Source organism: Bacillus sp. JJ1503 (genome assembly GCF_036965125.1).
Classification (GTDB): domain Bacteria; phylum Bacillota; class Bacilli; order Bacillales; family Cytobacillaceae; genus Cytobacillus.
In genome coordinates this window covers 1-22,810 of sequence record NZ_JBALOZ010000012.1, presented here as the reverse complement: position 1 = coordinate 22,810, position 22,810 = coordinate 1, and the positions used below count along the sequence as shown (strand labels likewise).

Here is a 22,810-nt window from a genome sequence, read left to right as displayed (position 1 = left end):
TTGAGATCAGAGAAAAAACCGACACTTTTTTGGTCTTTGCTAAAATATAAGCATTGGAATTTTTTTATCGCTTCGACATCTAAGGGGCTTGTGTTTGTTGGTTCACAGAACAAACCATTCGAGGAATTGTCTGAATGGGCTAAGAAACGCTTTCCTGGAAGTCCTCTTGTTGAAGTTGGAGAAAAGCTCGAACCTTTTGCGATTGAAATCATCGAGTATCTTGACGGAAAACGGCAAACCTTTACAGTCCCCTTTGATTACAATGGGACACCATTCCAGATGGCAGTCTGGAATGCACTTTGCAAGATTCCGTATGGACAGACAAAGTCCTACTCTGAAATAGCAAACGATATTAATAAACCAGCTGCAGTTCGTGCTGTAGGGACAGCCATCGGAGCTAATCCCGTTTTAATCACTGTTCCCTGTCATCGTGTAGTAGGAAAAAACGGAGCGTTAACGGGCTATCGTGGTGGATTAGAAATGAAGACAAAGCTTTTGGAACTGGAAAGACAGGGTTATATCCAGCAATAAATAAAACTACTATACAATGATTGGAAGCGAGTTTTACCCAGGGAATATAGACAAATCCCTTTTTCGAAAAAGGAATGAAGAAAAAGGGATTGTTCCTATTCGCTGGCCATTAAAGTCAACAAACAAAAAACTCCCAACCAATCGGTTGAGAGTAATATTAACGTTTTAAGAACTGAGGTGCACGAAGAGCGCCTTTAAGACCAACTCTACAGGGGGGATTTGTAAATCCGCTTCGTGATATTTTTAACAGATTTTTCCGAAACAGAAATAGAGACATTTTGAATCACAAACTGGCTTTTTCTAAGATCTTGATTTTTCTCCATTTTCCTTAACCATCTTTATTGGATGGTTTTGTATTAGATGAATGCTTCGTCCCAAATGTAAGCGCCGCTGCTGCAACCCCAAAAAGGAAAGCTGCTTCTTGCTCTTTAAAAAGAACACTAGCAACATTTGGCTCTTTTACTTCAGAATCAATGATTGCAAATTTAGTATCCTTTTGTTTTTGCTACCTCGTCATTTTTGTCAAATATCCCCCATAATAGAACCCGTTAACATTATGATATTCCTCATGCATTTTTTCTTCGTCGAGAAAATTAAAACCATTTACCGATTTTATAAAGATTCCAGAACACCAAAAGACTCGAACACAAATTTATGTTTTTGTGTAAGATTTCTTTTTTAGCATTCCAAATATACGGGGACACGTATTAAATCCCGCTTACATAGCATATGTATAAGGACATGCTATGTGCTTCTTTTAGAGGTTTAATTAATCCCCTTTTCCATTCAATTAGAAAGGAGGAAAATGAATAAGGGTGGAATGGTTCAGTTCTTTCTTAATTGTAAATTTGATTGGAATAAGTACAAATATAGATAATGCAGGTGTTGGAATTGCCTATGGGCTTAAAAATTTTAAAATACCTTATTGGTTCAACCTGATCATTAATGTTATTGGATTCTTTTTTACAATCATTGGGGTATTCTTAGGCTATGTTATTTCACAATTTATTTCACAAAAAGAAACTGGACTAGTATCTTTTTGTATATTGTTCAGCATCGGATTATTCACCATTTATAATGATTGGTTTGTTTATAGAAAAAAAAGTGAGATAAAGATACAAAAGCCTAATATTCGACAGGGTGTTTTCCTAGGTTTTACACTTTCAATCACAAACATTGCTAGCGGACTTGGGGCAACGGTTGCCTATAATTCCGTTATTTGGTCCGTGATATTTAGTATTACTGTTTGGGGTTATATTGCCATATGGTTTGGAAATTCTGTTGGAAATAAAGTTTTCTCAAAAATCTTAGGTAATTACTCTCCACTTATTGCTGGGTTTATTTTCATGATTATCGGATTTAAGCAATTATTTTAAGCTTTAGTTGAAACTTCCCCTTTAGATCACTCTCAAGCTAATTTAGAACATAACACCTTATTTTTACTAACTTCTAGTTAGTGCCTTTTCTTTGATTAGAGGAAGTAAAGGCTTGCAGTTCATTTTTAAGCATTTAATAATTAAACGACAATTACTGAAAGGATAAAGTTGTAGAGTATGTTAACTCTTATTTTTTCAACTATCGTTTTTTTTGTAGCAACAAACATTGATGACATTTTCCTTTTGATGACTTGGTTCTCACAAGCAAAGACAACAGAACAGAAACGATTTATTGTGGCTGGACAATACTTGGGCTATATTCTGCTTCTTACCATAAGTTTAATTGGAGCATTTGGAGCTTTACTCATTCCTAAAGCATGGATAGGTATACTTGGATTAATTCCTATCTATATTGGAATACAATCACTGGTATCTTTGTACCAAATGAGGAAAGATAATTCTAGTCAATTTGTTTGGTTATTAAAGATTACCACAGTCACATTTGCTAATGGTGTTGATAATATAGGTCTTTATATTCCGTTCTTCTCAACCAATAGTTTATGGAATATTATTCTTATTATGGTTATCTTTTTAGCACTTGTAGCAGTTTTGTGTTATTTAGGTAATGTCCTCGTACACCAACCGTTAATAGCTCAGACTTTAGAACGTAATGGTCACATTATTGTTCCCTTCGTATTAATAGGATTAGGTACTTTTATTTTGATTAAACACGATACGTTCCATTACCTTTTTAGTAATTTCTAATTATCAATTAATTACCAGTCGAAAAAATGACTGGTTTTTTATTTCTAAAACATTGTAACAAGTAAACTCTTGTTCAGACACCAAAAACAAAGGATTCTAAGCGTTTAATTAGTTTGGATAATAAAACCCTAGCTTTGCTTAAAAAGTGGTGTATAAGTCAAATGGAAGAGGGTTTTGCTAATGGAATAATAAATGTGCCAATAATCTTGTTTTACAAGGGGCGATAGAACACCATTACGCTTAGCCTATCTTAATGAAGGCAAAATATTCTAATTACGAAACACAGTCTCCATCCCATAACTATACATCGTTTACGCCATACTCATGCTCCTTATTATTTGAAGCTGTGCGAGTATTAAAGAAGTACAAGAGCGGCTAGGACACGCCGATCTTCAATTGACAATGAATATATATAACCCATGTAACTAACACTCTTAAAAAGCAAACCGCATCAAAATTCCAGAAGGTTATTGAGCTATAATTGGTGATCAAATGCGGCCAAAAAGTATTTTCGTGGTCAAAAGCACTTTTCAGGCATAAAAAAGACCCCCAAGCAATAAGCTTGAGAGCCTTTGAAACGTTGATAATTAACGTTTTGAGAACTGAGGTGCACGACGAGCGCCTTTAAGACCGTATTTTTTACGTTCTTTCATACGAGCGTCACGAGTTAATAGTCCAGCAGCTTTTAGTGTTGGACGGTATTCTGGATCAGCTTGAAGTAACGCACGAGCGATACCGTGGCGGATTGCGCCAGCTTGACCAGTGTAACCTCCACCATTTACATTTACATGAACGTCATAGCTACCTTGAGTTTCAGTAGCTGCTAACGGTTGGTTTACAACTGCACGTAAAGCAGCAAATGGGATATAATCTTCAATTTCACGACCATTGATAATAATTTTACCGTCGCCTGGAACTAAACGAACTCGTGCAACGGAGCTCTTACGACGACCAGTGCCAATATATTGAACCTGTGCCAAGTTAATAACCTCCCCTATAAATTATCCACGAAGTTCGTAAACTTCAGGTTGTTGTGCTTGGTGCTTATGTTCAGCGCCAGCATATACGTGTAATTTCTTGAACATTTGACGGCCAAGAGTGTTCTTTGGAAGCATGCCTTTAATAGCAAGCTCTAACATTCTCTCAGGAAAGTTCGTACGCATTTCGTTAGCAGTTCTTTGTTTTAAACCACCTGGGTGATTTGTGTGACGGTAGTAAATTTTGTCATTTAATTTATTACCAGTTAATTCAATCTTAGCTGCATTTAGAATAATTACATGATCACCAGTATCAACATGTGGTGTAAAAGTTGGTTTATGTTTACCACGTAGGATTGACGCAACTTCACTAGCAAGACGACCTAGAGTTTTGCCTTCTGCATCAATCACGTACCATTTACGTTCGATATTGTTTGCATTCGCCATAAACGTTGTACGCATCATTTTCCCTCCTAAAAATTCCATCTTCATAATTTCATTGGTTTCATTTATCTTAGACACAATAAGTTCCGGGGCTTATCGTGGTTTTAATAACAATACCTTTGCTATGATACACTTTTATACAGCTATTGTCAATAAAATGTTACACCAGGTTTAGTTGTTTTGAAATATTTTTATCAAAAATCTGCTTCACAACGCGACCGAGTGGATCATACAGGTTTTCGGAAAAATATTTGTCTTTAATAAAATACCTTCCACAAATAAAGCCCTTGAGCAGGAGCTGTTCTTCCCGCGAAGGATCGATCCCTCTTTTCCAAAATGTCTGCCATGGAATTCGGGCTTCTTTCTCCAGCTCCGACCTCTAAAAGAGTGCCAACTAATATCCTGACCATATTATACAAAAAACCGTTGCCAACAAATCGAAACTCAAGAGAGCCTTGGCCCTTAATCAGAACAATTTCCTTTAATTCCCTGACTTTATCCTCTACCTCCGTCTTGGCAGAGCAGAAGCTCGTAAAATCATGAGTCCCCATTAAATAAGCTGCCGCTTCCTTCATTGCTGAAATATTCAATGGATAAGGATACTGAAAGGCATAATTTCGGCTAAAAGGATCTCTCTTTGTGGAAAGGCTCATAACATACCGATATTCCTTCCCCTTTGCATCAAATCGGGCATGGAATCCGCCTTCAGCTTCTTCCGTGCTCAAAACGACAACATCATCAGGCAAAAGAGAATTAAGCGCAATATCCCACTTTGGCAGCGGAATATTTAACTCAGAGTCAAAATGAATAACCTGTCCCTTTGCATGGACGCCTGCATCCGTTCTCCCAGAGGCACTAACCTTTATGTCTGCCCCTTTATGAAGTTTTTTCAAGGCATTTTCCAGTTCTCTTTGTACAGTCCGCTTATTCGGCTGGACCTGATAGCCAGAGAATAAAGTTCCATCATAGGTTACTAGACACTTAAACCTTTTCATCATCAAGCCCCATTATGTTCTTAATAAGAATAAAACAATGGTCAAAATTCCAAGCAGAATAATCATTGCTGAATCTGTCAAGCTCCAGCTGAGCTGCCTGTATTTTGTTCTTCCCTCACCGCCGCGGTATCCCCTTGCTTCCATGGCTGTGGCAAGCTCCTCAGCTCGTTTAAAGGAACTGACAAAAAGTGGGATGAGAAGAGGAATAATCGACTTTACCCTGTCTTTAATCGGTCCGCTTGTAAAATCTACCCCTCTTGCTGTCTGCGCCTTCATAATTTTATCTGTCTCCTGCATCAAGGTTGGAATAAATCTTAAAGAGATGGACATCATGAGAGCAAGCTCGTGAACTGGAAACTTAATTTTATTTAAAGGATGCAGCAGACTTTCAAGACCATCTGTAATCTCAATCGGTGTCGTTGTTAACGTCAGGATGGACGTCATTAAGATCAGCAGGAAGAAACGCATGGAAATAAAGAGCCCCATCCTTAATCCCTCTTCATAAATGGTAAACCAGCCTGCTTGAAATAGAATTTTCCCGTCCTTTGTCAAAAACAAATGCAAGAGCAATGTAAAAAGCACGAGCCAAAGAACAGGTTTCAGACCTGAAAGAATGAATCGCATAGGAACTTTAGACATTGACACCATTAAAAAAGTATAAATTAATAATGCCCCATAAGTTAAACTGTTGTTTGCAATAAAAACGATACATACAAATAGAAAAATCACTATAAGCTTGGATCGTGGATCCATTCGATGAATAACAGACTGAGCTGGTACGTAGCGGCCAAAAATCATTTTCTCCATCATTTTTGGTCACCCCTCTTTATGACAGCAGCGATTTCTTCTGTTAGCTTTTCAACCGATAAGCAAGTTTTTGGAAATTTCATTTGGAATGCCTTTTCAATTTTTTGCTGGAAACGGACAACCTCTGGCACATCTAATCCAAGCTCAATTAAACCTTCAGGCATTGAAAAAATCTCTTCGGGTGTTCCTTTTTTGTACACTTCTCCCTTATGCATAATCACAATTTGATCTGCATATCTGGAAGCATCCTCCATACTATGAGTGACTAGAATGGTTGATAGGTTTCTTTCCTGATGAAGCGCGTGGAACATATCCATTATTTCCTTCCGCCCTCTTGGATCAAGGCCTGCAGTAGGCTCGTCCAGGACGATCACATCCGGCTCCATCGCAAGTACTCCAGCAATCGCAACCCTCCGCATTTGCCCGCCAGATAAGTCAAACGGGGACTTTTCGAGAATTTCGTCTGCAAGCCCTACTTGCTTGATGGCAATTCTAGCCCTTTTCTTCGCTTCCTCCTCGGAAACGCCGAAATTCATTGGCCCAAAGCAAATATCCTTCTCCACCGTTTCTTCAAACAATTGATGCTCCGGAAACTGAAAGACAATGCCAACCTTTTGCCGAACTTCTCTAAGATTTTTTTGCTTTTTTTCTGAAGTAATTTCTTTCTCGCCAATCAAGACTTTTCCCGCGGTTGGTCTTAGCAGTGCATTTAGGTGCTGAAGAACAGTAGATTTACCGGAGCCTGTATGCCCAATTATCGCCAGAAACGTTCCAGACGGAATATTAATGGAGACATCCTTTATGGCTAAATGTTCAAAAGGGGTATTTACCTGATAGCGATATTCTACTTTTTGCAGTGAGATGTCCATAGCTCAGTCACCAACTCTTCTTCAGATAAAAAATGCCTTGATAAGGAGATTCCTTGTTCCTTTAATAGCTTACTCATTTTGACTGGAAAAGGAATATCTAAACCGAGTTTCACCAGCTCTTCATCCATTTGGAAAATTTCCCCTGGCGCCCCCTCTTTGTACAGCTTACCTTTGTTCATCACAATAATTCGATCAGCTTTTGCAGCCTCTTCTAAGTCATGGGTAATGGAAATGACGGTCATATTATGGGTTTCTTTTAACTCCCTAACCGTTTCTAGAACCTCTTCCCTGCCCCTTGGATCCAGCATGGATGTTGCTTCATCTAAAATAATAATGGAAGGCCTAAGAGCAATGACACCTGCAATAGCCACCCTTTGTTTCTGACCACCTGATAGATGGTGCGGCTCTTGATCAAGAAATTGCGCCATTTTCACTTTTTCTAAGGAACTATGAACTCTTTCTATCATTTCATCTCTAGCAATTCCGTTATTTTCTAAACCAAAAGCCACATCATCCTGAACAGTCGTCCCAACAAACTGATTATCTGGGTTTTGAAAGACCATTCCTATAATTTTTCGAGTATCCCAGACCGTCTCTTCAGTTAATGGGATCCCATTCACAGTAATGGAACCTTCCTGTGAGTACTGCAATCCATTTAATAGCTTCGCTAGCGTAGATTTACCAGAACCATTATGACCTACAATCGCAAGCCATTCCCCTTCATAGATCTCAAAAGATACATCGTGAAGAGCATACGGAGCCTGAATATCATATTGAAATGAGACATTTTTAAGCTGGACTAACGGTTTCTTGCTCATAGTTGTTCCTCCCCTCATCTCACTCTTCTCTCTCTATTCTAAACTGTACTGCCAGACAATCAACACCGAAATAGACTTTTAACTATTAAAAAACCCGCCACAATTGGCGAGCCTCAATAGTATGACAGTGGATATATAATGCTGATAACAATATTTCAGAATTTACACTTCCCTCACAAAGGAAACAATAATTTCTAAACTTATATCTGTTATCTGAGCTGTATAAAATGCCAAAGCTGTCTCCCTATTAAAAGCCCATACAACATTTGTCATTTTACTTTATTTAAAAAGTCTGCACCTTTCCGAAAAAAACAGGCCCCACCTGTTATACGCAAACTAAAAAACTCGGAAAGGTGCAAGAGCTAGACGAGTCATACAAGTGATATATGAAAAATAGATCACTTAGCCAACGCCTATAAGTACGCTCATCGTAACACTCACTTTTTACTTAAATTCCTCGGATGCCACAATTAGGCAGAAGGTCATTTTACAAAAAAGGGGCAATGAACAAGTTTCTGAACAAACTGTCTCTCGCCCCTTTTTGTTAAAAAATTATACTAACTCGATGATGACCATTGGTGCTCCGTCTCCACGACGAGGTCCAAGCTTCATAATACGAGTATATCCACCTTGGCGCTCTTCAAAGCGAGAAGCGATATCGCTGAATAATTTTTGTACAGCATCTTGATTCGTTTCGGCGTTAGCTACCTCGTTGCGCACATATGCAGCTGCTTGACGACGAGCATGTAAATCGCCACGTTTTCCAAGAGTGATCAATTTCTCAACAACTGAACGAAGTTCTTTCGCACGAGCTTCAGTTGTTTCAATACGCTCGTTGATGATTAAGTCTGTTGCTAAGTCACGTAACATAGCTTTACGTTGAGAGCTAGTACGTCCTAACTTTCTGTATCCCATGAAAGTTTCCCTCCTTTGTTGAAGTGATTCTTTAAGCTATTGTAGCTACTTGAAAATGCTTCAAAGCGTCTAGCTTATCAATCATCTTTTCGTAGGCCTAATCCAAGCTCTTCTAGTTTGTGTTTAACTTCCTCAAGAGACTTTCTGCCTAAGTTACGAACCTTCATCATATCTTCTTCCGTTTTATTAGCTAACTCTTGAACGGTATTGATACCAGCACGTTTTAAACAGTTATATGAACGAACAGATAAATCTAGTTCTTCGATTGTCATCTCAAGTACTTTTTCTTTTTGATCTTCTTCTTTTTCAACCATAATTTCAGCATTTTGAGCTTCATCAGTTAAACCAACGAAGATATTTAAATGCTCGGTTAAAACCTTAGCACCAAGTGCAACCGCATCTTGAGGACCAGTACTTCCGTCAGTCCAAACGTCAAATGTTAACTTATCGTAGTTAGTCATTTGGCCTACGCGTGTATTTTCTACTTGGAAAGAAACACGCGAAACTGGTGTATAGATTGAATCAATTGGTATGACGCCAATCGGCTGATCTTCTCTTTTATTTTGGACAGCCGGCGTATATCCACGTCCGCGCTTAGCAGTTAAACGCATACGCAAATGACCATTTGTTCCTAAAGTCGCGATGTGAAGATCTGGATTTAGAATTTCAACATCACTGTCATGAGTAATATCAGCGGCCTTAACAGCACCTTCACCCTGTACATCAAGCTCAAGCGTCTTCTCTTCATCAGAGTAGATCTTAAGTGCAAGCTTTTTGATGTTCAAAATAATAGATGTTACATCTTCTACGACGCCTTCAATTGTTGAGAACTCATGAAGTACCCCATCAATTTGAATTGATGTAACTGCGGCACCAGGAAGTGAGGATAAAAGGATACGACGTAAGGAGTTACCCAAAGTTGTACCATATCCACGCTCAAGTGGCTCTACAACGAACTTCCCGTACTTGGCATCATCGCTGATCTCAACCGTTTCGATTTTTGGTTTTTCTATTTCGATCATGAAAATACACCCTCCTTCAAAACGTCGAAACCCCGGCTATATTCATAACCGAAATTCCCCATGTATACGTTCCCGTTTTGCGCACAACAACTTGAATAATAGTCTGTATAAAAGCAAGAAAATTTTCCATCATATCCCATTATAGACAAGGATACAAAATTTATACAGAAAAATTAAACGCGGCGACGTTTTGGTGGACGGCATCCATTATGAGGAACTGGAGTTACGTCTCTAATTGCAGTAACTTCTAAACCAGCAGCTTGAAGTGCACGAATTGCAGCTTCACGGCCTGCACCAGGTCCTTTAACAGTTACTTCTAGAGTTTTCATTCCATGCTCCATAGAAGACTTCGCTGCAGTTTCTGCTGCCATTTGAGCTGCGAAAGGAGTAGATTTACGAGAACCTTTAAACCCTAATGCGCCAGCGCTTGACCATGAAAGTGCATTCCCATGAGCGTCTGTAATAGTTACAATTGTGTTATTGAAAGTAGAACGAATGTGAGCAACACCTTGTTCAATATTCTTTTTCACACGGCGTTTGCGTGTATTAGTTTTACGTGCCATTTAAAGTACCTCCTTTACTGATTATTTCTTCTTGTTCGCTACAGTCTTACGAGGACCTTTGCGTGTACGAGCATTGTTCTTAGTATTTTGTCCACGAACAGGTAAACCACGACGGTGACGAAGACCGCGGTAGCAGCCGATTTCCATTAAACGCTTGATGTTAAGTGATACTTCACGACGAAGGTCACCTTCAACTTTTAATTTATCGATGACTTCACGGATTTTATTTAATTCGTCTTCTGTTAAATCACGAACACGAGTATCTTCAGAAACACCAGCCTCTGATAAAACTTTCTTAGCTGTTTCTTTACCAATCCCATAGATGTAAGTTAATGAGATTACTACACGTTTTTCACGTGGAATATCTACACCAGCAATACGTGCCATTCTTTGCGCACCTCCTTGTTTTTAGCCTTGTTTTTGTTTATGTTTAGGGTTTTCACAGATAACCATAACTTTGCCACGTCTGCGGATAACTTTACACTTTTCGCAGATTGGCTTAACTGATGGTCTTACTTTCATTATCCTAACCTCCTTAGTAGTACGGAGTGCAGTGGTTATTTAAAACGATAAGTGATTCTTCCGCGTGTTAAGTCATATGGAGAAAGCTCAACTGTTACCTTATCTCCTGGCAGAATTCGAATGAAGTGCATACGAATTTTTCCAGAAACATGAGCTAGTACAGTATGACCATTCTCTAATTCTACTTTAAACATGGCATTTGGCAAAGTGTCAACAACAGTACCTTCTATTTCAATTACATCGTCTTTCGCCATCGAACAAGTCCCCCTTTTTCAAATATATACGAATTCATTTCTTCACTTTAACATAATAGTCAAAGTGTATTGCATCCATTACACAACCGGATTCTTGTAATCTTCCTGAACTTCTGGAGATGCTTGATCAATGAAATTACAGATGCAGTCTGGTTTATTCTTAAGATGAAGATTAAAAAATCATCATCAGTCTTAAAAAATTATAGGCCATACAACAACCTTAATATTATATCACATCGATAGCATCAAGTCCGCAAAGAACCAATACGGTTTGACTAAAAGTAGAACAAATTGCATGGACTGCGAGATTACAACCTGGCTTAAACTTTGGTAAGAATCTCATAGCCTGTGTCGGTGATCGCAATTGTATGCTCAAAATGGGCACACATTTTTCCGTCAACCGTTACAACTGTCCAATTGTCTTCTAACGTTTTCACATATCGGCTTCCTGCATTCACCATGGGTTCAATACAAAGAACCATTCCTGGTTTTAAACGCGGGCCCTTATCTGGGGGACCATAATGAGGAATTTGCGGATCCTCATGTAAGTCTTGCCCGATTCCATGACCCACATACTCACGTACAATGGAAAAACCAAATGATTCCGCATACGTTTGAATCGCATGTGAGATGTTCGACAGACGTACACCTGGTTTTGCTTCCATAAGGCCCTTATATAAAGATTCCTCGGTCACATCAAGAAGTGTCTGAGTCTCCTTATCAATTGAACCTACCGGATACGTCCAAGCTGAATCACCATGATAACCGTTATATTTAGCACCGATATCAACGCTAATAATATCGCCATTCTTTAATACCCGATTACTAGGAATGCCATGGACAAGCTCATTGTTAACTGAAGCACAAACGCTGCCGCGAAAGCCATTATAACCTTTAAAGGATGGTATTGCATCATGTTTTCGAATAAACTTTTCTGCAATTGCATCTAGCTCTAAAGTTGTAATGCCGGGTGCAATATGTTTTTTCAGTTCTTCATGAGTAAGTGCTACAATTTTTCCAGCCTCGCGCATGATTTCAATTTCACGCGGTGTTTTGCAAATGATCATTATTGCAAGCCCTCGAGTAATTGATCTACATCAGAAAATACTTTATCTATTTCCTGCTGCCCATCAATATTGCGCAAATAGCCTTTTGTTTCATAAAAATCGAGCAGTGGTTTTGTTTGCTTAATATTAACATCTAAGCGATTCTTCACAGTATCCTCATTATCATCAGCACGCTGATACAGCTCTCCGTCGCAGCGATCGCATACTCCCTCTTTTGCAGGAGGATTGAAAACAAGATGATAAGTAGCACCGCAATCTTTACAGATGCGACGGCCAGTTAGGCGATCCATAAGAATACTATTATCAACATCAATATTAATCACGTAGTTAATCTGTTTATTTAATCCCACAAGGATGTTTTCTAATGCTTCTGCTTGAGCAACAGTTCTAGGAAAGCCATCGAGCAGGAAGCCATTCTGGCAGTCATCCTTGGATAATCTTTCGCGGACAATACCAATAGTAACCTCATCAGGAACAAGTTCGCCTTTGTCCATGAATGATTTCGCCTGAAGGCCAAGTTCCGTTTCATCCTTAATGGCTGCACGGAACATATCTCCAGTAGAGATATGAGGGATGCCGTATTTAGCGACAATCTTTTCTGCTTGTGTACCTTTTCCGGCACCAGGGAGCCCCATTAATACTAGGTTCATGTGAAATCCCCCTAAATCTGATTGGCTTTTAGGGACCTCCATGGTTCCCTAAAAACCAAATTATTTAATAAAGCCTTTATAGTGACGTTTAACAAGCTGAGCCTCTAGCTGCTTCATCGTTTCTAGTGCAACACCGACAACAATGAGTAAGCTAGTTCCACCGATTTGAGCTGATTCCGGCAATCCAGCAATATTAATGAATAGAACTGGTAAGATCGCAATAGCTGTTAGGAAGATGGCACCTACAAATGTTAAACGGTATAGAACGCGTGTTAAATACTCTTGCGTATTCTTTCCTGGACGAATACCAGGAATATATCCACCTTGCTTCTTCAAGTTATCAGAAACCTGTTCCGGATTCACTTGAATGAAAGCGTAGAAATAAGTAAAGGCAATGATAAGAGCACTGTACACTACCATACCAATTGGATGTGAGTAATCAAATACTCGTTGAATCCAGAGTGTTACATCATTTTGCTCGAAGAACGAGGCAATTGTTCTAGGAGTAACGATAAAAGAAACAGCGAAGATAACCGGAATAACACCAGCAGCGTTTACTTTTAAAGGTAAGTGTGAGGATTGACCTCCAACAGGGCTTTTGCCTGCTACCATTCTTTTTGCATACTGAATAGGAATTTTCCTTAAAGCCTGCTGAATAAAAATGGTACCTACAATGATAGCAACAACAGCAACAACAATTAATACGACTGTAACGATGCGAAGGAATAGCTGCTCTCCAGCATTTTCAAATTGCTGAGCGTAGATTTGGTTAATCGTTGATGGAATACCAGCTACGATCCCAGCAAAGATGATAATAGAGATTCCATTCCCTACACCTTTAGAAGTAATTTGTTCACCTAACCACATTAAGAATGCAGTTCCAGCCGTTAATACAGTTGTAATTAGAAGATAACTTCCAATACCTGGATTTTCAATTAACTGCCCACCTGCTAGGTTATTAAACCCATAGGACATACCAAAGCCTTGGATGAAACCAAGCACAATTGTAAAATAGCGGGTAAACTGAGCTAACTTTCGGCGTCCCACTTCTCCTTGCTTTGACCATTCAGTAAACTTAGGAACAACATCCATTTGTAATAACTGAATGATAATGGATGCCGTGATATACGGCATGATTCCCATTGCCAGTATGGAGAAATTCATTAGTGCTCCGCCGCCAAATGTATTTAGAAGTCCAAATACATTAAATTGGTCCTGTGACTTCAAAAACTCCGCATTCACGCCTGGTACCGGTATAAATGTACCGATGCGGAATACAACCAGCATTAAAAGGGTGAATATGATCTTTCTTCTTATATCACCCACGCGCATAAAATTGGAGATTGTCTGAAACATTAAATCACCTCAGTTTGACCGCCGGCAGCTTCAATCGCTTCCTTTGCAGCAGAGGAGAATTTATGAGCTTTAACAGTAAGCTTTTTCTCAACTTTGCCTTTTGCAAGAATCTTGATTCCTGCTTTTTCGTTGCTTACTACACCTGTTTCGATAAGAAGTTCAGGAGTTACTTCCGTTCCTTCTTCAAAACGATTTAGAGCATCAAGGTTCACTACCGCATATTCCTTACGGTTAATGTTTGTAAAACCACGTTTTGGTAAACGTTGGAATAAAGGTGTTTGACCACCCTCGAATCCAGGGCGTACACCGCCGCCAGAACGAGCATTTTGACCTTTATGACCTTTACCAGCAGTTTTACCATTACCAGAACCGATTCCACGGCCTTTGCGTTTACGCTCCCCGCGTGAACCTTCTGCAGGCTTTAATTCATGAAGTTTCATGTTGGCACCTCCTTATTTTGTAGAAGAGTGAATATTATATTTCTTTTACCGTAACAAGGTGAGCAACTTTATTGATCATTCCGCGAATAGCCGGATTGTCTTGATGCTCAACTGTTTGGTGCATTTTACGTAAGCCAAGAGCTTTAACTGTTTCGCGTTGGTCCCCTGGGCGGCCAATCACGCTGCGAGTGAGGGTAATTTCTAGTTTATTCGCCATTTGATTTCCCTCCTTATCCTAACAGTTCTTCTACTGATTTACCACGTAATTTAGCTACGTCCTCAGCACGTTTTAATTGTGTTAAACCGTTCAAAGTAGCTCGAACCATGTTGATTGGTGTGTTTGTTCCTAAAGATTTAGAAAGAATATCACCAACACCAGCTAATTCAAGTACCGCACGAACTGGTCCACCAGCGATAACTCCAGTACCTTCATATGCAGGCTTTAGAAGTACTTCCCCTGCACCGAAGTTACCAATAACTTGGTGAGGAATCGTTGTTCCAACCATTGGTACTTCGATTAAGTTTTTCTTAGCATCTTCAATCGCTTTACGGATTGCTTCTGGTACTTCTTGTGCTTTACCAGTACCAAAGCCGACATGACCGTTTTTGTCACCTACTACTACAAGAGCAGAGAAACGAAAACGACGTCCACCTTTAACAACCTTCGCTACACGATTAACCGTAACTACGCGTTCTTCAAGTTCAAGTTTGTTTGGATCAATACGACGCATCTTTTTGTGTCCCTCCTTTGTCTATTAAAATTCTAAACCGTTTTCGCGAGCAGCATCAGCTAATGCTTTTACGCGGCCATGATAGAGGTAACCTCCACGGTCAAATACGACAGCTTTGATTCCTTTTTCAACTGCACGCTTTGCAACTAATTCTCCGACCTTAACTGCTGCATCAACGTTGCCTGCAGATTCTAGACTTACTTCTTTATCTAAAGTAGAAGCACTTGCTAAAGTAACTCCCTTTACATCGTCAACTAATTGAGCATAAATATGCTTATTAGAGCGGAACACGTTTAAACGAGGACGAGCTTCAGTTCCAGAAAGTTTAGCGCGTACACGGCCATGTCTTTTCTTACGAACTGCATTTTTGTCAGCCTTCGTAATCATTTAAGTCACTCCTTTCGTTTACCTATGCGGCATTACTTACCAGTTTTACCTTCTTTACGACGCACATATTCGCCTTCATAGCGGATACCTTTTCCTTTGTAAGGCTCTGGAGGACGAACATCACGAATGTTAGCCGCTAAAGCACCAACACGTTCTTTGTTGATTCCTTTAACGATAACCTTTGTGTTAGATGGAACTTCTACTTCCACGCCAGCTTCAGGTTCAATTTCAACAGGATGAGAGTACCCTACGTTTAGTACAAGTTTAGTACCTTGCTTTTGAGCACGGTATCCGACCCCGATTAGCTCAAGACCTTTTTCAAAACCTTTGGATACACCTTCAACCATGTTAGAAAGTAATGCACGAGTTGTACCGTGTAAAGTACGGTGTTCTTTCGATTCAGATGGACGAGAAACAGTTAGTACATTCTCTTCCAGTTGGATCGTCATGTCCGGGCTGAATGAACGAGTAAGTTCACCTTTAGGACCCTTTACTGTAACTGTGTTTTTACTATCGATGTTAATTGTAACACCAGTTGGAACTTCAATTGGTTTTTTACCTATACGAGACATTTATTGCACCTCCATTCATTAAGAAAGTCTATTACCAAACGTATGCTAAAACTTCTCCGCCAACTTGTTTTGCACGAGCTTCTTTATCAGAAAGAACTCCTTGAGAAGTAGAAACTAGAGCAATTCCAAGGCCGTTAAGTACACGTGGAACTTCATCAGCTTTTGCATATACACGAAGTCCAGGTTTGCTAATACGCTTTAGACCAGTGATTACACGTTCGTTATTAGAACCGTATTTTAAGAAAATGCGGATGATCCCTTGTTTGTTGTCTTCAATAAACTCAACATCGCGTACGAAACCTTCACGCTTAAGGATATCAGCGATTTCTTTTTTGATATTAGAAGCAGGAACTTCTAATTTTTCGTGACGTACCATATTCGCATTACGGATGCGAGTTAGCAAATCTGCAATTGGATCTGTCATGACCATTGTTTTTACCTCCTTCCTAAACCTATAGGTTTACCAGCTAGCTTTTTTCACGCCAGGAATTTGACCTTTATATGCTAATTCACGGAAACAGATACGGCAAAGCTTAAATTTACGGTAAACAGAATGTGGACGTCCGCAACGTTCGCAGCGTGTGTATTCTTGTACCTTATATTTAGGCGTGCGTTTTTGTTTCGCAATCATTGACTTTTTAGCCACGTTTTCGCCTCCCTCTATTTAGCGATTACTTTTGGAACGGCATTCCAAATTGAGTTAAAAGTTCACGAGCTTCTTCATCAGTATTAGCTGTAGTTACGATAACAATATCCATACCACGAACTTTGTTTACTTTATCGTAATCAATCTCAGGGAAGATTAACTGCTCTTTTACACCTAAAGTATAGTTTCCACGTCCGTCAAAAGACTTCTTGGAAATACCGCGGAAGTCACGTACACGTGGAAGTGATACAGAGACTAACTTATCAAAGAACTCATACATACGCTTTCCACGAAGAGTAACTTTCGCACCGATCGGCATACCTTCACGAAGACGGAATCCAGCGATAGAGTTTTTTGCACGAGTAACAACTGGTTTTTGACCAGCAATTAGCGCTAATTCCTCAACCGCATTGTCTAGTGCTTTAGCGTTTTGAACAGCATCACCAACACCCATGTTGATAACGATTTTATCAATCGCAGGTACTTGCATAATTGATTTATAGTTGAACTTGCTCATAAGAGCAGGAGTAATTTCTTTTGTATACTTTTCTTTTAGGCGGCTCATTCATTGTACCTCCCTTCTTCTATAAACTATTTATCTAGAACTTCACCGGATTTTGTTGCTACACGTACTTTTTTGCCATCAACCGTTTTATAGCCTACCCGTGTTGGGTTGCCAGACTTAGGGTCGATAGGCATAACGTTTGACACATGAATCGGAGCCTCTTGGCTAATGATTCCGCCTTGCGGATTCACTTGGGATGGCTTGGAATGTTTTTTCACAATGTTTACTCCTTCAACAAGTACTCGGTCTTGTTTAGGGAACGCTGCAAGAATGACACCCGTTTTGCCTTTATCCTTACCAGAGATGACCATAACTTTGTCACCTTTTTTCACATGCATCAGTAAGCACCTCCTTAAAGGCAATTTAGTTTTAATTATAGAACTTCTGGAGCTAAAGAAATAATTTTCATGAAGTTGCTGTCGCGTAGTTCACGAGCAACAGGTCCGAAGATACGAGTACCACGAGGACCCTTATCGTCACGAATAATTACACATGCGTTTTCATCAAAACGAATGTAAGTACCGTCATTACGGCGTACACCGCTCTTTGTCCGAACAACTACTGCTTTAACAACATCACCTTTTTTAACAACGCCACCTGGTGTTGCTTGTTTCACTGTACAAACGATAATATCACCGATGTTAGCGTATTTGCGGCCAGTGCCACCAAGAACTTTAATTGTAAGTACTTCACGAGCACCAGAGTTGTCTGCAACTTTCAAACGTGATTCCTGTTGAATCATGTGTGTAACCTCCCTTCGGAATTAACTCTTTTCCGAACAATTAGATAATAACTGCTTTTTCTACTACTTCTACAAGACGGAAGCGTTTTGTAGCTGAAAGCGGACGAGTTTCCATAATACGGACAATATCGCCAGTTTTCGCTGTATTTTGCTCATCATGAGCTTTGAATTTTTTAGAGTACTTAACGCGTTTACCGTATAAAGGGTGCTTTTTGTAAGTTTCAACAAGGACAGTAACGGTCTTATCCATTTTGTCTGAAACAACACGCCCAGTGTAAACTTTGCGTTGGTTGCGTTCACTCATTGTGCGAACCTCCTCTCAATTTCACTTTGAAAAACCAATTTCTCTTTCACGAATCACTGTTTTCATACGAGCGATTGATTTGCGCACTTCACGAATACGAGCTGTATTCTCAAGCTGGCCAGTCGCTAACTGAAAGCGAAGATTGAATAATTCTTCTTTTAATGATTTGACTTTTTGTTCAATTTCGGCAGTGGTAAGGTCACGAATATCATTAGCTTTCATTTGATTCACCACCAATTTCTTCTCGTTTTACAAACTTACACTTAAGCGGAAGCTTGTGTGCAGCAAGTCGAAGAGCTTCACGAGCGATTTCTTCAGAAACACCTGCAATTTCGAACATTACTTTCCCAGGCTTAACAACTGCTACCCATCCTTCAGGAGCACCCTTACCGGAACCCATTCGGACTTCTAGAGGCTTGGCAGTGTATGACTTATGAGGGAATATTTGAATCCAAACTTTACCGCCACGTTTCATGTAACGAGTCATAGCGATACGAGCTGATTCAATTTGACGGTTCGTGATCCATGAAGCTTCAGTAGCCTGTAGACCGAATTCACCGAAATTCACTTCTGTGCCGCCTTTTGATTGACCGCGCATATTTCCACGGTGCACACGACGATATTTTACGCGTTTAGGCAGTAACATATTATTTGCCTCCTTCCTCAGATTTCTTCTTCGTAGGAAGGACCTCTCCACGATAAATCCATACTTTCACACCAAGCTTACCGTAAGTTGTATCAGCTTCAGCTGTCGCATAATCGATATCAGCACGAAGAGTATGAAGTGGAACTGTTCCTTCGCTGTAAGATTCAGAACGAGCGATATCAGCACCGCCTAAGCGTCCAGATACCATTGTTTTGATACCTTTCGCACCAGCGCGCATTGCACGTTGAATAGTTTGTTTTTGAGCACGACGGAAAGATACGCGGTTTTCTAATTGACGAGCAATGTTTTCCGCAACTAATTTCGCATCGATATCAGCTTTTTTGATTTCAAGAATATTGATGTGTACACGTTTGCCAGTAAGTGAGTTAAGAGCTTTACGAAGTGCTTCAACTTCAGTACCACCTTTACCAATAACCATTCCTGGCTTGGCAGTGTGAATAGTGATGTTTAGACGATTAGCTGCACGTTCGATTTCTACTTTTGATACAGAAGCATCCTTCAGACGCTTTGTGATGTACTCACGAACTTTAAGGTCTTCGTGTAAAAGATCAGCATAGTCTTTGCCTGCGTACCATTTTGATTCCCAATCACGGATAACACCGATACGCAAACCGACTGGATTTACTTTTTGACCCACTGATTATCCCTCCTTCTTTTCTGATAAAACGATAGTAATATGACTAGTACGTTTGTTAATTTGGCTTGCACGGCCCATTGCACGAGGACGGAAACGTTTAAGTGTTGGTCCTTCGTCAACGAAAGCTTGAGCAACCACTAAATTGTTAACGTCCATTTCGTAGTTGTGCTCAGCGTTTGCTAATGCAGATTTCAAAACCTTCTCTACGATTGGAGAAGCAGCTTTTGGAGTTAAGTTCAAAATTGCTACTGCTTCACCTACTTGCTTTCCTCGAATTAAATCTACGACTAAACGAGCTTTACGAGGAGCAATACGAACTGTTCTTGCAACAGCTTTAGCTTGCATAAGAATGCCCTCCTCTCATTAACGTCTTGTTTTCTTATCATCATTGCCATGCCCTTTGTAAGCGCGTGTTGGAGCAAATTCTCCAAGCTTGTGGCCTACCATGTCTTCAGTGACATATACAGGAACGTGTTTACGACCATCGTAAACTGCAATTGTGTGTCCGATGAATTGCGGGAAGATCGTAGAACGGCGAGACCAAGTTTTGATAACTTGTTTGCCATCAGTTTCATTTAGCTTTTCGATCTTTGTCATTAAATGATCATCAACAAAAGGTCCTTTTTTTAAGCTGCGACCCATGAGTGAACCTCCCTTCGCGATTGATCTACGGTTCCATACGTGAACCGTAGGGCAATCCCGTTATTTTTTACGGCGACGAACAATAAACTTATCCGACTTGTTTGATTTTTTGCGTGTTTTGAAACCAAGTGTTGGTTTGCCCCAAGGAGTCATTGGAGACTTACGTCCGATTGGTGAACGTCCTTCACCACCACCGTGTGGGTGATCGTTAGGGTTCATTACGGATCCACGAACTGCTGGGCGCTTACCTAACCAGCGGGAACGTCCAGCTTTACCGATGTTAATAAGCTCATGTTGCTCGTTACCTACTTGACCGATAGTTGCACGGCAAGTAGCGAGGATCATACGTACTTCGCCAGAGTTTAGGCGTACAAGAACATATTTACCTTCTTTACCAAGAACTTGAGCAGAAGTTCCTGCAGAACGGACTAATTGTCCACCTTTACCAGGTTTTAACTCGATGTTATGGATTACAGTACCCATTGGAATGTTTATTAATGGCAGAGCGTTACCCACTTTAATGTCAGCCTCTGGACCAGACATTACTTCCATACCTACTTCTAGGTTTTTAGGAGCTAGGATGTAGCGCTTTTCACCATCTACATAGTTAATTAGAGCAATTCTTGATGAACGGTTTGGATCGTACTCGATCGTAGCAACGCGTCCTGGAATGCCATCTTTGTTACGTTTAAAGTCGATAATACGATACTGGCGTTTATGACCGCCGGCTTGATGACGAACAGTTATCTTACCTTGGTTGTTGCGGCCTGCTTTTTTATTCAATGGAGCTAACAGGGATTTTTCGGGTTTATCAGTAGTGATTTCTTCGAAAGTGAAACCTGTCATGCCGCGACGACCGTTAGAGGTAGGTTTATACTTTTTAATCGCCATTTTATTCCCTCCTCTTCAATTAATATTAAACTTCAAAGAATTCGATTTCTTTGCTGTCAGCTGTTAATTTAACAATTGCTTTACGACGTTTGTTTGTGTATCCACCAAAACGTCCCATACGCTTGAATTTACCTTTGTAGTTCATAACGTTTACTTTCTCAACTTTAACACCGAAGATAGTTTCTACAGCATCTTTAACTTGAGTTTTATTAGCTCTAACGTCAACTTCAAACGTATATTTTTTATCGGCCATTAAATCAGAAGAAGCTTCAGTAATTACGGGGCGCTTAATGATATCGCGTGCATCCATTATGCAAGCACCTCCTCTACTTTTTCAACTGCTGCTTTCGTCATGATTAATTTATCATGATTTAAAACGTCCAGAACGTTGATTCCTGTAGCAGTTACAACAGTTACACCAGGAATGTTACGAGCAGATAATGCTACGTTTTCATCAAGGTCAGCTGTTACAATAAGTGCTTTGGATTCAATAGAAAGACCTTTTAAAACACCTTTAAAGTCTTTTGTTTTTGGAGTTTCGAAAGCAAGGCTTTCTAATACTAAAATGTTTTCTGCTAACACTTTAGAAGATAATGCTGATTTGATCGCTAAGCGACGAACCTTCTTAGGAAGCTTGTAGCTGTAGCTACGTGGAACAGGACCAAACACAGTACCACCGCCACGCCATTGTGGTGAGCGGATAGAACCTTGACGAGCACGGCCAGTGCCTTTTTGGCGCCATGGCTTGCGACCGCCGCCTGCTACTTCAGATCTGATTTTAGTTTTGTGAGTTCCTTGACGTAAAGAAGCTCTTTGCATAACAACCGCTTCAAATAGAACGTGGTTATTAGGCTCGATACCAAAGATCGTATCATTAAGCTCAATTTCACCAACTTGAGAACCGCTTTGGTTAAATAATGCTACTTTCGGCATTCTTATTTCCTCCTTTCCGACTTATTACTATGCTTTTACCGCACTTTTGATTTTTAATAAAGATTTTTTAGCTCCAGGTACATTACCTTTAATTAATAATAGGTTACGTTCAACGTCAACTTTTACAATTTCAAGGTTTTGTACTGTAACTTGCTCTCCGCCCATACGTCCTGGTAATAATTTACCTTTGAATACACGGTTTGGAGCAACAGGTCCCATTGAACCAACACGACGGTGGTAACGTGAACCGTGAGACATTGGTCCGCGGGATTGTCCGTGGCGTTTAATTGCACCTTGGAAACCTTTACCTTTTGAGATTCCTGTTACATCAACAGTTTCACCTGTTGCGAAAATATCAACTTTGACTTCTTGACCAACTTCATATTCTCCTAAATTCACTCCGCGTAATTCGCGAACGAAGCGCTTAGGAGCAGTGTTAGCTTTAGCAACATGGCCCTTTTCAGGTTTGTTAGATAGCTTCTCACGTTTGTCGTCAAATCCGATTTGGATTGCTTCGTAGCCGTCAGTTTCAACTGATTTCTTTTGAAGAACAACGTTTGCAGCTGCCTCAACTACTGTTACCGGGATAAGATCACCGTTTTCAGCGAACACTTGAGTCATACCAATCTTTCTTCCTAAGATTCCTTTGGTCATTTCAGTCACACCTCCTAGATAGTTAAGTTAAATTTATTTCATTAAAGTTTGATTTCGATATCTACACC

General features: G+C 39.9%; 38 protein-coding genes and 1 pseudogene. 3 read left to right on the top strand and 36 right to left on the bottom strand.

All coding sequences use genetic code 11. The features are described 5' to 3' along the window. Window positions 1-531: a methylated-DNA--[protein]-cysteine S-methyltransferase gene (locus tag V7149_RS01510; protein WP_335343895.1), complete on the top strand. Its 531-nt coding sequence runs from the start codon at window positions 1-3 to the stop codon at window positions 529-531. 367 nt (window positions 532-898) lie between these two features. Here the strand turns inward: V7149_RS01510 and V7149_RS01505 are convergent. Continuing rightward, window positions 899-1,036 (bottom strand): annotated as a pseudogene (locus tag V7149_RS01505) (BMP family ABC transporter substrate-binding protein); the annotation flags it as partial. 310 nt (window positions 1,037-1,346) lie between these two features. On the opposite strand from V7149_RS01505, the gene V7149_RS01500 reads away from it, so the two are divergent. Together V7149_RS01500 and V7149_RS01495 are read left to right on the top strand one after the other, a co-directional pair. Beyond that, a complete protein-coding gene (locus tag V7149_RS01500; RefSeq protein WP_335343894.1) occupies window positions 1,347-1,907 on the top strand; it encodes a manganese efflux pump MntP in 561 nt (186 codons plus the stop codon). Between the two features lie 177 nt (window positions 1,908-2,084). Then, complete coding sequence (locus V7149_RS01495) at window positions 2,085-2,672, top strand: cadmium resistance transporter (RefSeq protein WP_335343893.1); 588 nt, start codon at window positions 2,085-2,087, stop codon at window positions 2,670-2,672. Window positions 2,673-3,259: 587 nt separating this feature from the next. On the opposite strand, the gene rpsI is transcribed toward V7149_RS01495, so the two are convergent. The 35 genes from rpsI to rplC form a co-directional block, all read right to left on the bottom strand. After that, window positions 3,260-3,652 carry a 30S ribosomal protein S9 gene (gene rpsI / locus V7149_RS01490; RefSeq protein WP_335343892.1) on the bottom strand — a complete coding sequence of 131 codons (393 nt, stop codon included), beginning with the start codon at window positions 3,650-3,652 and terminating at the stop codon, window positions 3,260-3,262. A gap of 21 nt (window positions 3,653-3,673) precedes the next feature. After that, window positions 3,674-4,111 (bottom strand): 50S ribosomal protein L13, encoded by a 438-nt coding sequence (gene rplM, locus V7149_RS01485; RefSeq protein ID WP_335343902.1) that lies wholly within the window; start codon window positions 4,109-4,111, stop codon window positions 3,674-3,676. 239 nt (window positions 4,112-4,350) lie between these two features. Continuing rightward, a complete protein-coding gene (gene truA / locus V7149_RS01480) occupies window positions 4,351-5,088 on the bottom strand; it encodes a tRNA pseudouridine(38-40) synthase TruA (RefSeq protein ID WP_335343891.1) in 738 nt (245 codons plus the stop codon). A gap of 12 nt (window positions 5,089-5,100) precedes the next feature. Next, a complete protein-coding gene (locus tag V7149_RS01475) occupies window positions 5,101-5,898 on the bottom strand; it encodes an energy-coupling factor transporter transmembrane component T family protein (RefSeq protein ID WP_335343890.1) in 798 nt (265 codons plus the stop codon). Beyond that, window positions 5,895-6,764: an energy-coupling factor ABC transporter ATP-binding protein gene (locus V7149_RS01470; RefSeq protein WP_335343889.1), complete on the bottom strand. Its 870-nt coding sequence runs from the start codon at window positions 6,762-6,764 to the stop codon at window positions 5,895-5,897. The genes V7149_RS01475 and V7149_RS01470 overlap by 4 nt, the downstream gene beginning before the upstream one ends. Then, window positions 6,740-7,582 carry an energy-coupling factor ABC transporter ATP-binding protein gene (locus tag V7149_RS01465; RefSeq protein WP_335343888.1) on the bottom strand — a complete coding sequence of 281 codons (843 nt, stop codon included), beginning with the start codon at window positions 7,580-7,582 and terminating at the stop codon, window positions 6,740-6,742. The genes V7149_RS01470 and V7149_RS01465 overlap by 25 nt, the downstream gene beginning before the upstream one ends. Window positions 7,583-8,134: 552 nt before the next feature. Then, entirely contained in the window at window positions 8,135-8,497 is a 363-nt protein-coding gene (rplQ, locus tag V7149_RS01460; protein WP_221845911.1) for a 50S ribosomal protein L17, read from the bottom strand. A 77-nt stretch (window positions 8,498-8,574) separates the two neighbouring features. Continuing rightward, window positions 8,575-9,519: a DNA-directed RNA polymerase subunit alpha gene (locus V7149_RS01455; protein WP_066301462.1), complete on the bottom strand. Its 945-nt coding sequence runs from the start codon at window positions 9,517-9,519 to the stop codon at window positions 8,575-8,577. 173 nt (window positions 9,520-9,692) lie between these two features. Then, complete coding sequence (gene rpsK / locus V7149_RS01450; protein WP_151537137.1) at window positions 9,693-10,082, bottom strand: 30S ribosomal protein S11; 390 nt, start codon at window positions 10,080-10,082, stop codon at window positions 9,693-9,695. Between the two features lie 21 nt (window positions 10,083-10,103). Continuing rightward, the gene (gene rpsM / locus V7149_RS01445) at window positions 10,104-10,469 is read right to left on the bottom strand and encodes a 30S ribosomal protein S13 (protein ID WP_066301463.1); all 366 of its coding nucleotides are present in this window, start codon (window positions 10,467-10,469) and stop codon (window positions 10,104-10,106) included. Window positions 10,470-10,490: 21 nt separating this feature from the next. After that, the gene (rpmJ, locus tag V7149_RS01440) at window positions 10,491-10,604 is read right to left on the bottom strand and encodes a 50S ribosomal protein L36 (RefSeq protein WP_000868344.1); all 114 of its coding nucleotides are present in this window, start codon (window positions 10,602-10,604) and stop codon (window positions 10,491-10,493) included. Between the two features lie 35 nt (window positions 10,605-10,639). Further along, window positions 10,640-10,858 carry a translation initiation factor IF-1 gene (gene infA / locus V7149_RS01435; protein ID WP_009336604.1) on the bottom strand — a complete coding sequence of 73 codons (219 nt, stop codon included), beginning with the start codon at window positions 10,856-10,858 and terminating at the stop codon, window positions 10,640-10,642. A gap of 320 nt (window positions 10,859-11,178) precedes the next feature. Beyond that, a complete protein-coding gene (map, locus tag V7149_RS01430) occupies window positions 11,179-11,925 on the bottom strand; it encodes a type I methionyl aminopeptidase (protein WP_335343887.1) in 747 nt (248 codons plus the stop codon). Further along, window positions 11,925-12,575, bottom strand: a complete 651-nt coding sequence (locus tag V7149_RS01425; protein WP_335343886.1) for an adenylate kinase — start codon at window positions 12,573-12,575, stop codon at window positions 11,925-11,927. Before V7149_RS01425 ends, map begins: the two co-directional genes overlap by 1 nt. Window positions 12,576-12,635: 60 nt before the next feature. After that, window positions 12,636-13,931, bottom strand: a complete 1,296-nt coding sequence (gene secY / locus V7149_RS01420) for a preprotein translocase subunit SecY (protein WP_335343885.1) — start codon at window positions 13,929-13,931, stop codon at window positions 12,636-12,638. Next, window positions 13,931-14,371 (bottom strand): 50S ribosomal protein L15, encoded by a 441-nt coding sequence (rplO, locus tag V7149_RS01415; RefSeq protein ID WP_066301477.1) that lies wholly within the window; start codon window positions 14,369-14,371, stop codon window positions 13,931-13,933. Before rplO ends, secY begins: the two co-directional genes overlap by 1 nt. A 34-nt stretch (window positions 14,372-14,405) precedes the next feature. Continuing rightward, entirely contained in the window at window positions 14,406-14,588 is a 183-nt protein-coding gene (gene rpmD / locus V7149_RS01410; protein WP_066301482.1) for a 50S ribosomal protein L30, read from the bottom strand. A 13-nt stretch (window positions 14,589-14,601) separates the two neighbouring features. Continuing rightward, a complete protein-coding gene (rpsE, locus tag V7149_RS01405) occupies window positions 14,602-15,102 on the bottom strand; it encodes a 30S ribosomal protein S5 (RefSeq protein ID WP_057776552.1) in 501 nt (166 codons plus the stop codon). 24 nt (window positions 15,103-15,126) lie between these two features. Beyond that, entirely contained in the window at window positions 15,127-15,489 is a 363-nt protein-coding gene (gene rplR / locus V7149_RS01400; RefSeq protein ID WP_335343884.1) for a 50S ribosomal protein L18, read from the bottom strand. Between the two features lie 32 nt (window positions 15,490-15,521). After that, the gene (gene rplF, locus V7149_RS01395) at window positions 15,522-16,061 is read right to left on the bottom strand and encodes a 50S ribosomal protein L6 (protein WP_335343883.1); all 540 of its coding nucleotides are present in this window, start codon (window positions 16,059-16,061) and stop codon (window positions 15,522-15,524) included. 31 nt (window positions 16,062-16,092) lie between these two features. After that, window positions 16,093-16,491: a 30S ribosomal protein S8 gene (gene rpsH, locus V7149_RS01390; protein WP_066301490.1), complete on the bottom strand. Its 399-nt coding sequence runs from the start codon at window positions 16,489-16,491 to the stop codon at window positions 16,093-16,095. A gap of 30 nt (window positions 16,492-16,521) precedes the next feature. Further along, window positions 16,522-16,707 (bottom strand): 30S ribosomal protein S14, encoded by a 186-nt coding sequence (gene rpsN / locus V7149_RS01385; RefSeq protein WP_009499044.1) that lies wholly within the window; start codon window positions 16,705-16,707, stop codon window positions 16,522-16,524. A gap of 25 nt (window positions 16,708-16,732) precedes the next feature. Then, window positions 16,733-17,272: a 50S ribosomal protein L5 gene (gene rplE / locus V7149_RS01380; RefSeq protein WP_335343882.1), complete on the bottom strand. Its 540-nt coding sequence runs from the start codon at window positions 17,270-17,272 to the stop codon at window positions 16,733-16,735. Window positions 17,273-17,298: 26 nt separating this feature from the next. After that, a complete protein-coding gene (rplX, locus tag V7149_RS01375; protein WP_335343881.1) occupies window positions 17,299-17,610 on the bottom strand; it encodes a 50S ribosomal protein L24 in 312 nt (103 codons plus the stop codon). A gap of 35 nt (window positions 17,611-17,645) precedes the next feature. After that, on the bottom strand, window positions 17,646-18,014 hold the full coding sequence (gene rplN / locus V7149_RS01370) for a 50S ribosomal protein L14 (protein WP_066301501.1): 369 nt from the start codon (window positions 18,012-18,014) through the stop codon (window positions 17,646-17,648). Window positions 18,015-18,054: 40 nt separating this feature from the next. Further along, complete coding sequence (gene rpsQ / locus V7149_RS01365; protein ID WP_066301504.1) at window positions 18,055-18,318, bottom strand: 30S ribosomal protein S17; 264 nt, start codon at window positions 18,316-18,318, stop codon at window positions 18,055-18,057. A gap of 21 nt (window positions 18,319-18,339) precedes the next feature. Beyond that, a complete protein-coding gene (gene rpmC / locus V7149_RS01360) occupies window positions 18,340-18,540 on the bottom strand; it encodes a 50S ribosomal protein L29 (RefSeq protein WP_057776544.1) in 201 nt (66 codons plus the stop codon). Beyond that, window positions 18,530-18,964, bottom strand: coding sequence for a 50S ribosomal protein L16 (gene rplP / locus V7149_RS01355; RefSeq protein WP_335343880.1), 435 nt, complete (start codon window positions 18,962-18,964; stop codon window positions 18,530-18,532). Before rplP ends, rpmC begins: the two co-directional genes overlap by 11 nt. Window position 18,965: 1 nt before the next feature. Next, the gene (rpsC, locus tag V7149_RS01350; protein WP_335343879.1) at window positions 18,966-19,622 is read right to left on the bottom strand and encodes a 30S ribosomal protein S3; all 657 of its coding nucleotides are present in this window, start codon (window positions 19,620-19,622) and stop codon (window positions 18,966-18,968) included. Window positions 19,623-19,625: 3 nt separating this feature from the next. Next, window positions 19,626-19,967: a 50S ribosomal protein L22 gene (gene rplV / locus V7149_RS01345; protein WP_009336582.1), complete on the bottom strand. Its 342-nt coding sequence runs from the start codon at window positions 19,965-19,967 to the stop codon at window positions 19,626-19,628. An 18-nt stretch (window positions 19,968-19,985) separates the two neighbouring features. After that, the gene (gene rpsS / locus V7149_RS01340; protein WP_066301517.1) at window positions 19,986-20,264 is read right to left on the bottom strand and encodes a 30S ribosomal protein S19; all 279 of its coding nucleotides are present in this window, start codon (window positions 20,262-20,264) and stop codon (window positions 19,986-19,988) included. A gap of 60 nt (window positions 20,265-20,324) precedes the next feature. Then, window positions 20,325-21,155: a 50S ribosomal protein L2 gene (gene rplB, locus V7149_RS01335; protein WP_066301520.1), complete on the bottom strand. Its 831-nt coding sequence runs from the start codon at window positions 21,153-21,155 to the stop codon at window positions 20,325-20,327. 25 nt (window positions 21,156-21,180) lie between these two features. After that, window positions 21,181-21,468 carry a 50S ribosomal protein L23 gene (gene rplW, locus V7149_RS01330; RefSeq protein WP_315668898.1) on the bottom strand — a complete coding sequence of 96 codons (288 nt, stop codon included), beginning with the start codon at window positions 21,466-21,468 and terminating at the stop codon, window positions 21,181-21,183. Further along, window positions 21,465-22,088 carry a 50S ribosomal protein L4 gene (gene rplD / locus V7149_RS01325; protein ID WP_315666873.1) on the bottom strand — a complete coding sequence of 208 codons (624 nt, stop codon included), beginning with the start codon at window positions 22,086-22,088 and terminating at the stop codon, window positions 21,465-21,467. The genes rplW and rplD overlap by 4 nt, the downstream gene beginning before the upstream one ends. Window positions 22,089-22,115: 27 nt before the next feature. After that, the gene (gene rplC, locus V7149_RS01320; protein ID WP_335343878.1) at window positions 22,116-22,742 is read right to left on the bottom strand and encodes a 50S ribosomal protein L3; all 627 of its coding nucleotides are present in this window, start codon (window positions 22,740-22,742) and stop codon (window positions 22,116-22,118) included. Window positions 22,743-22,810: the final 68 nt, after the last annotated feature.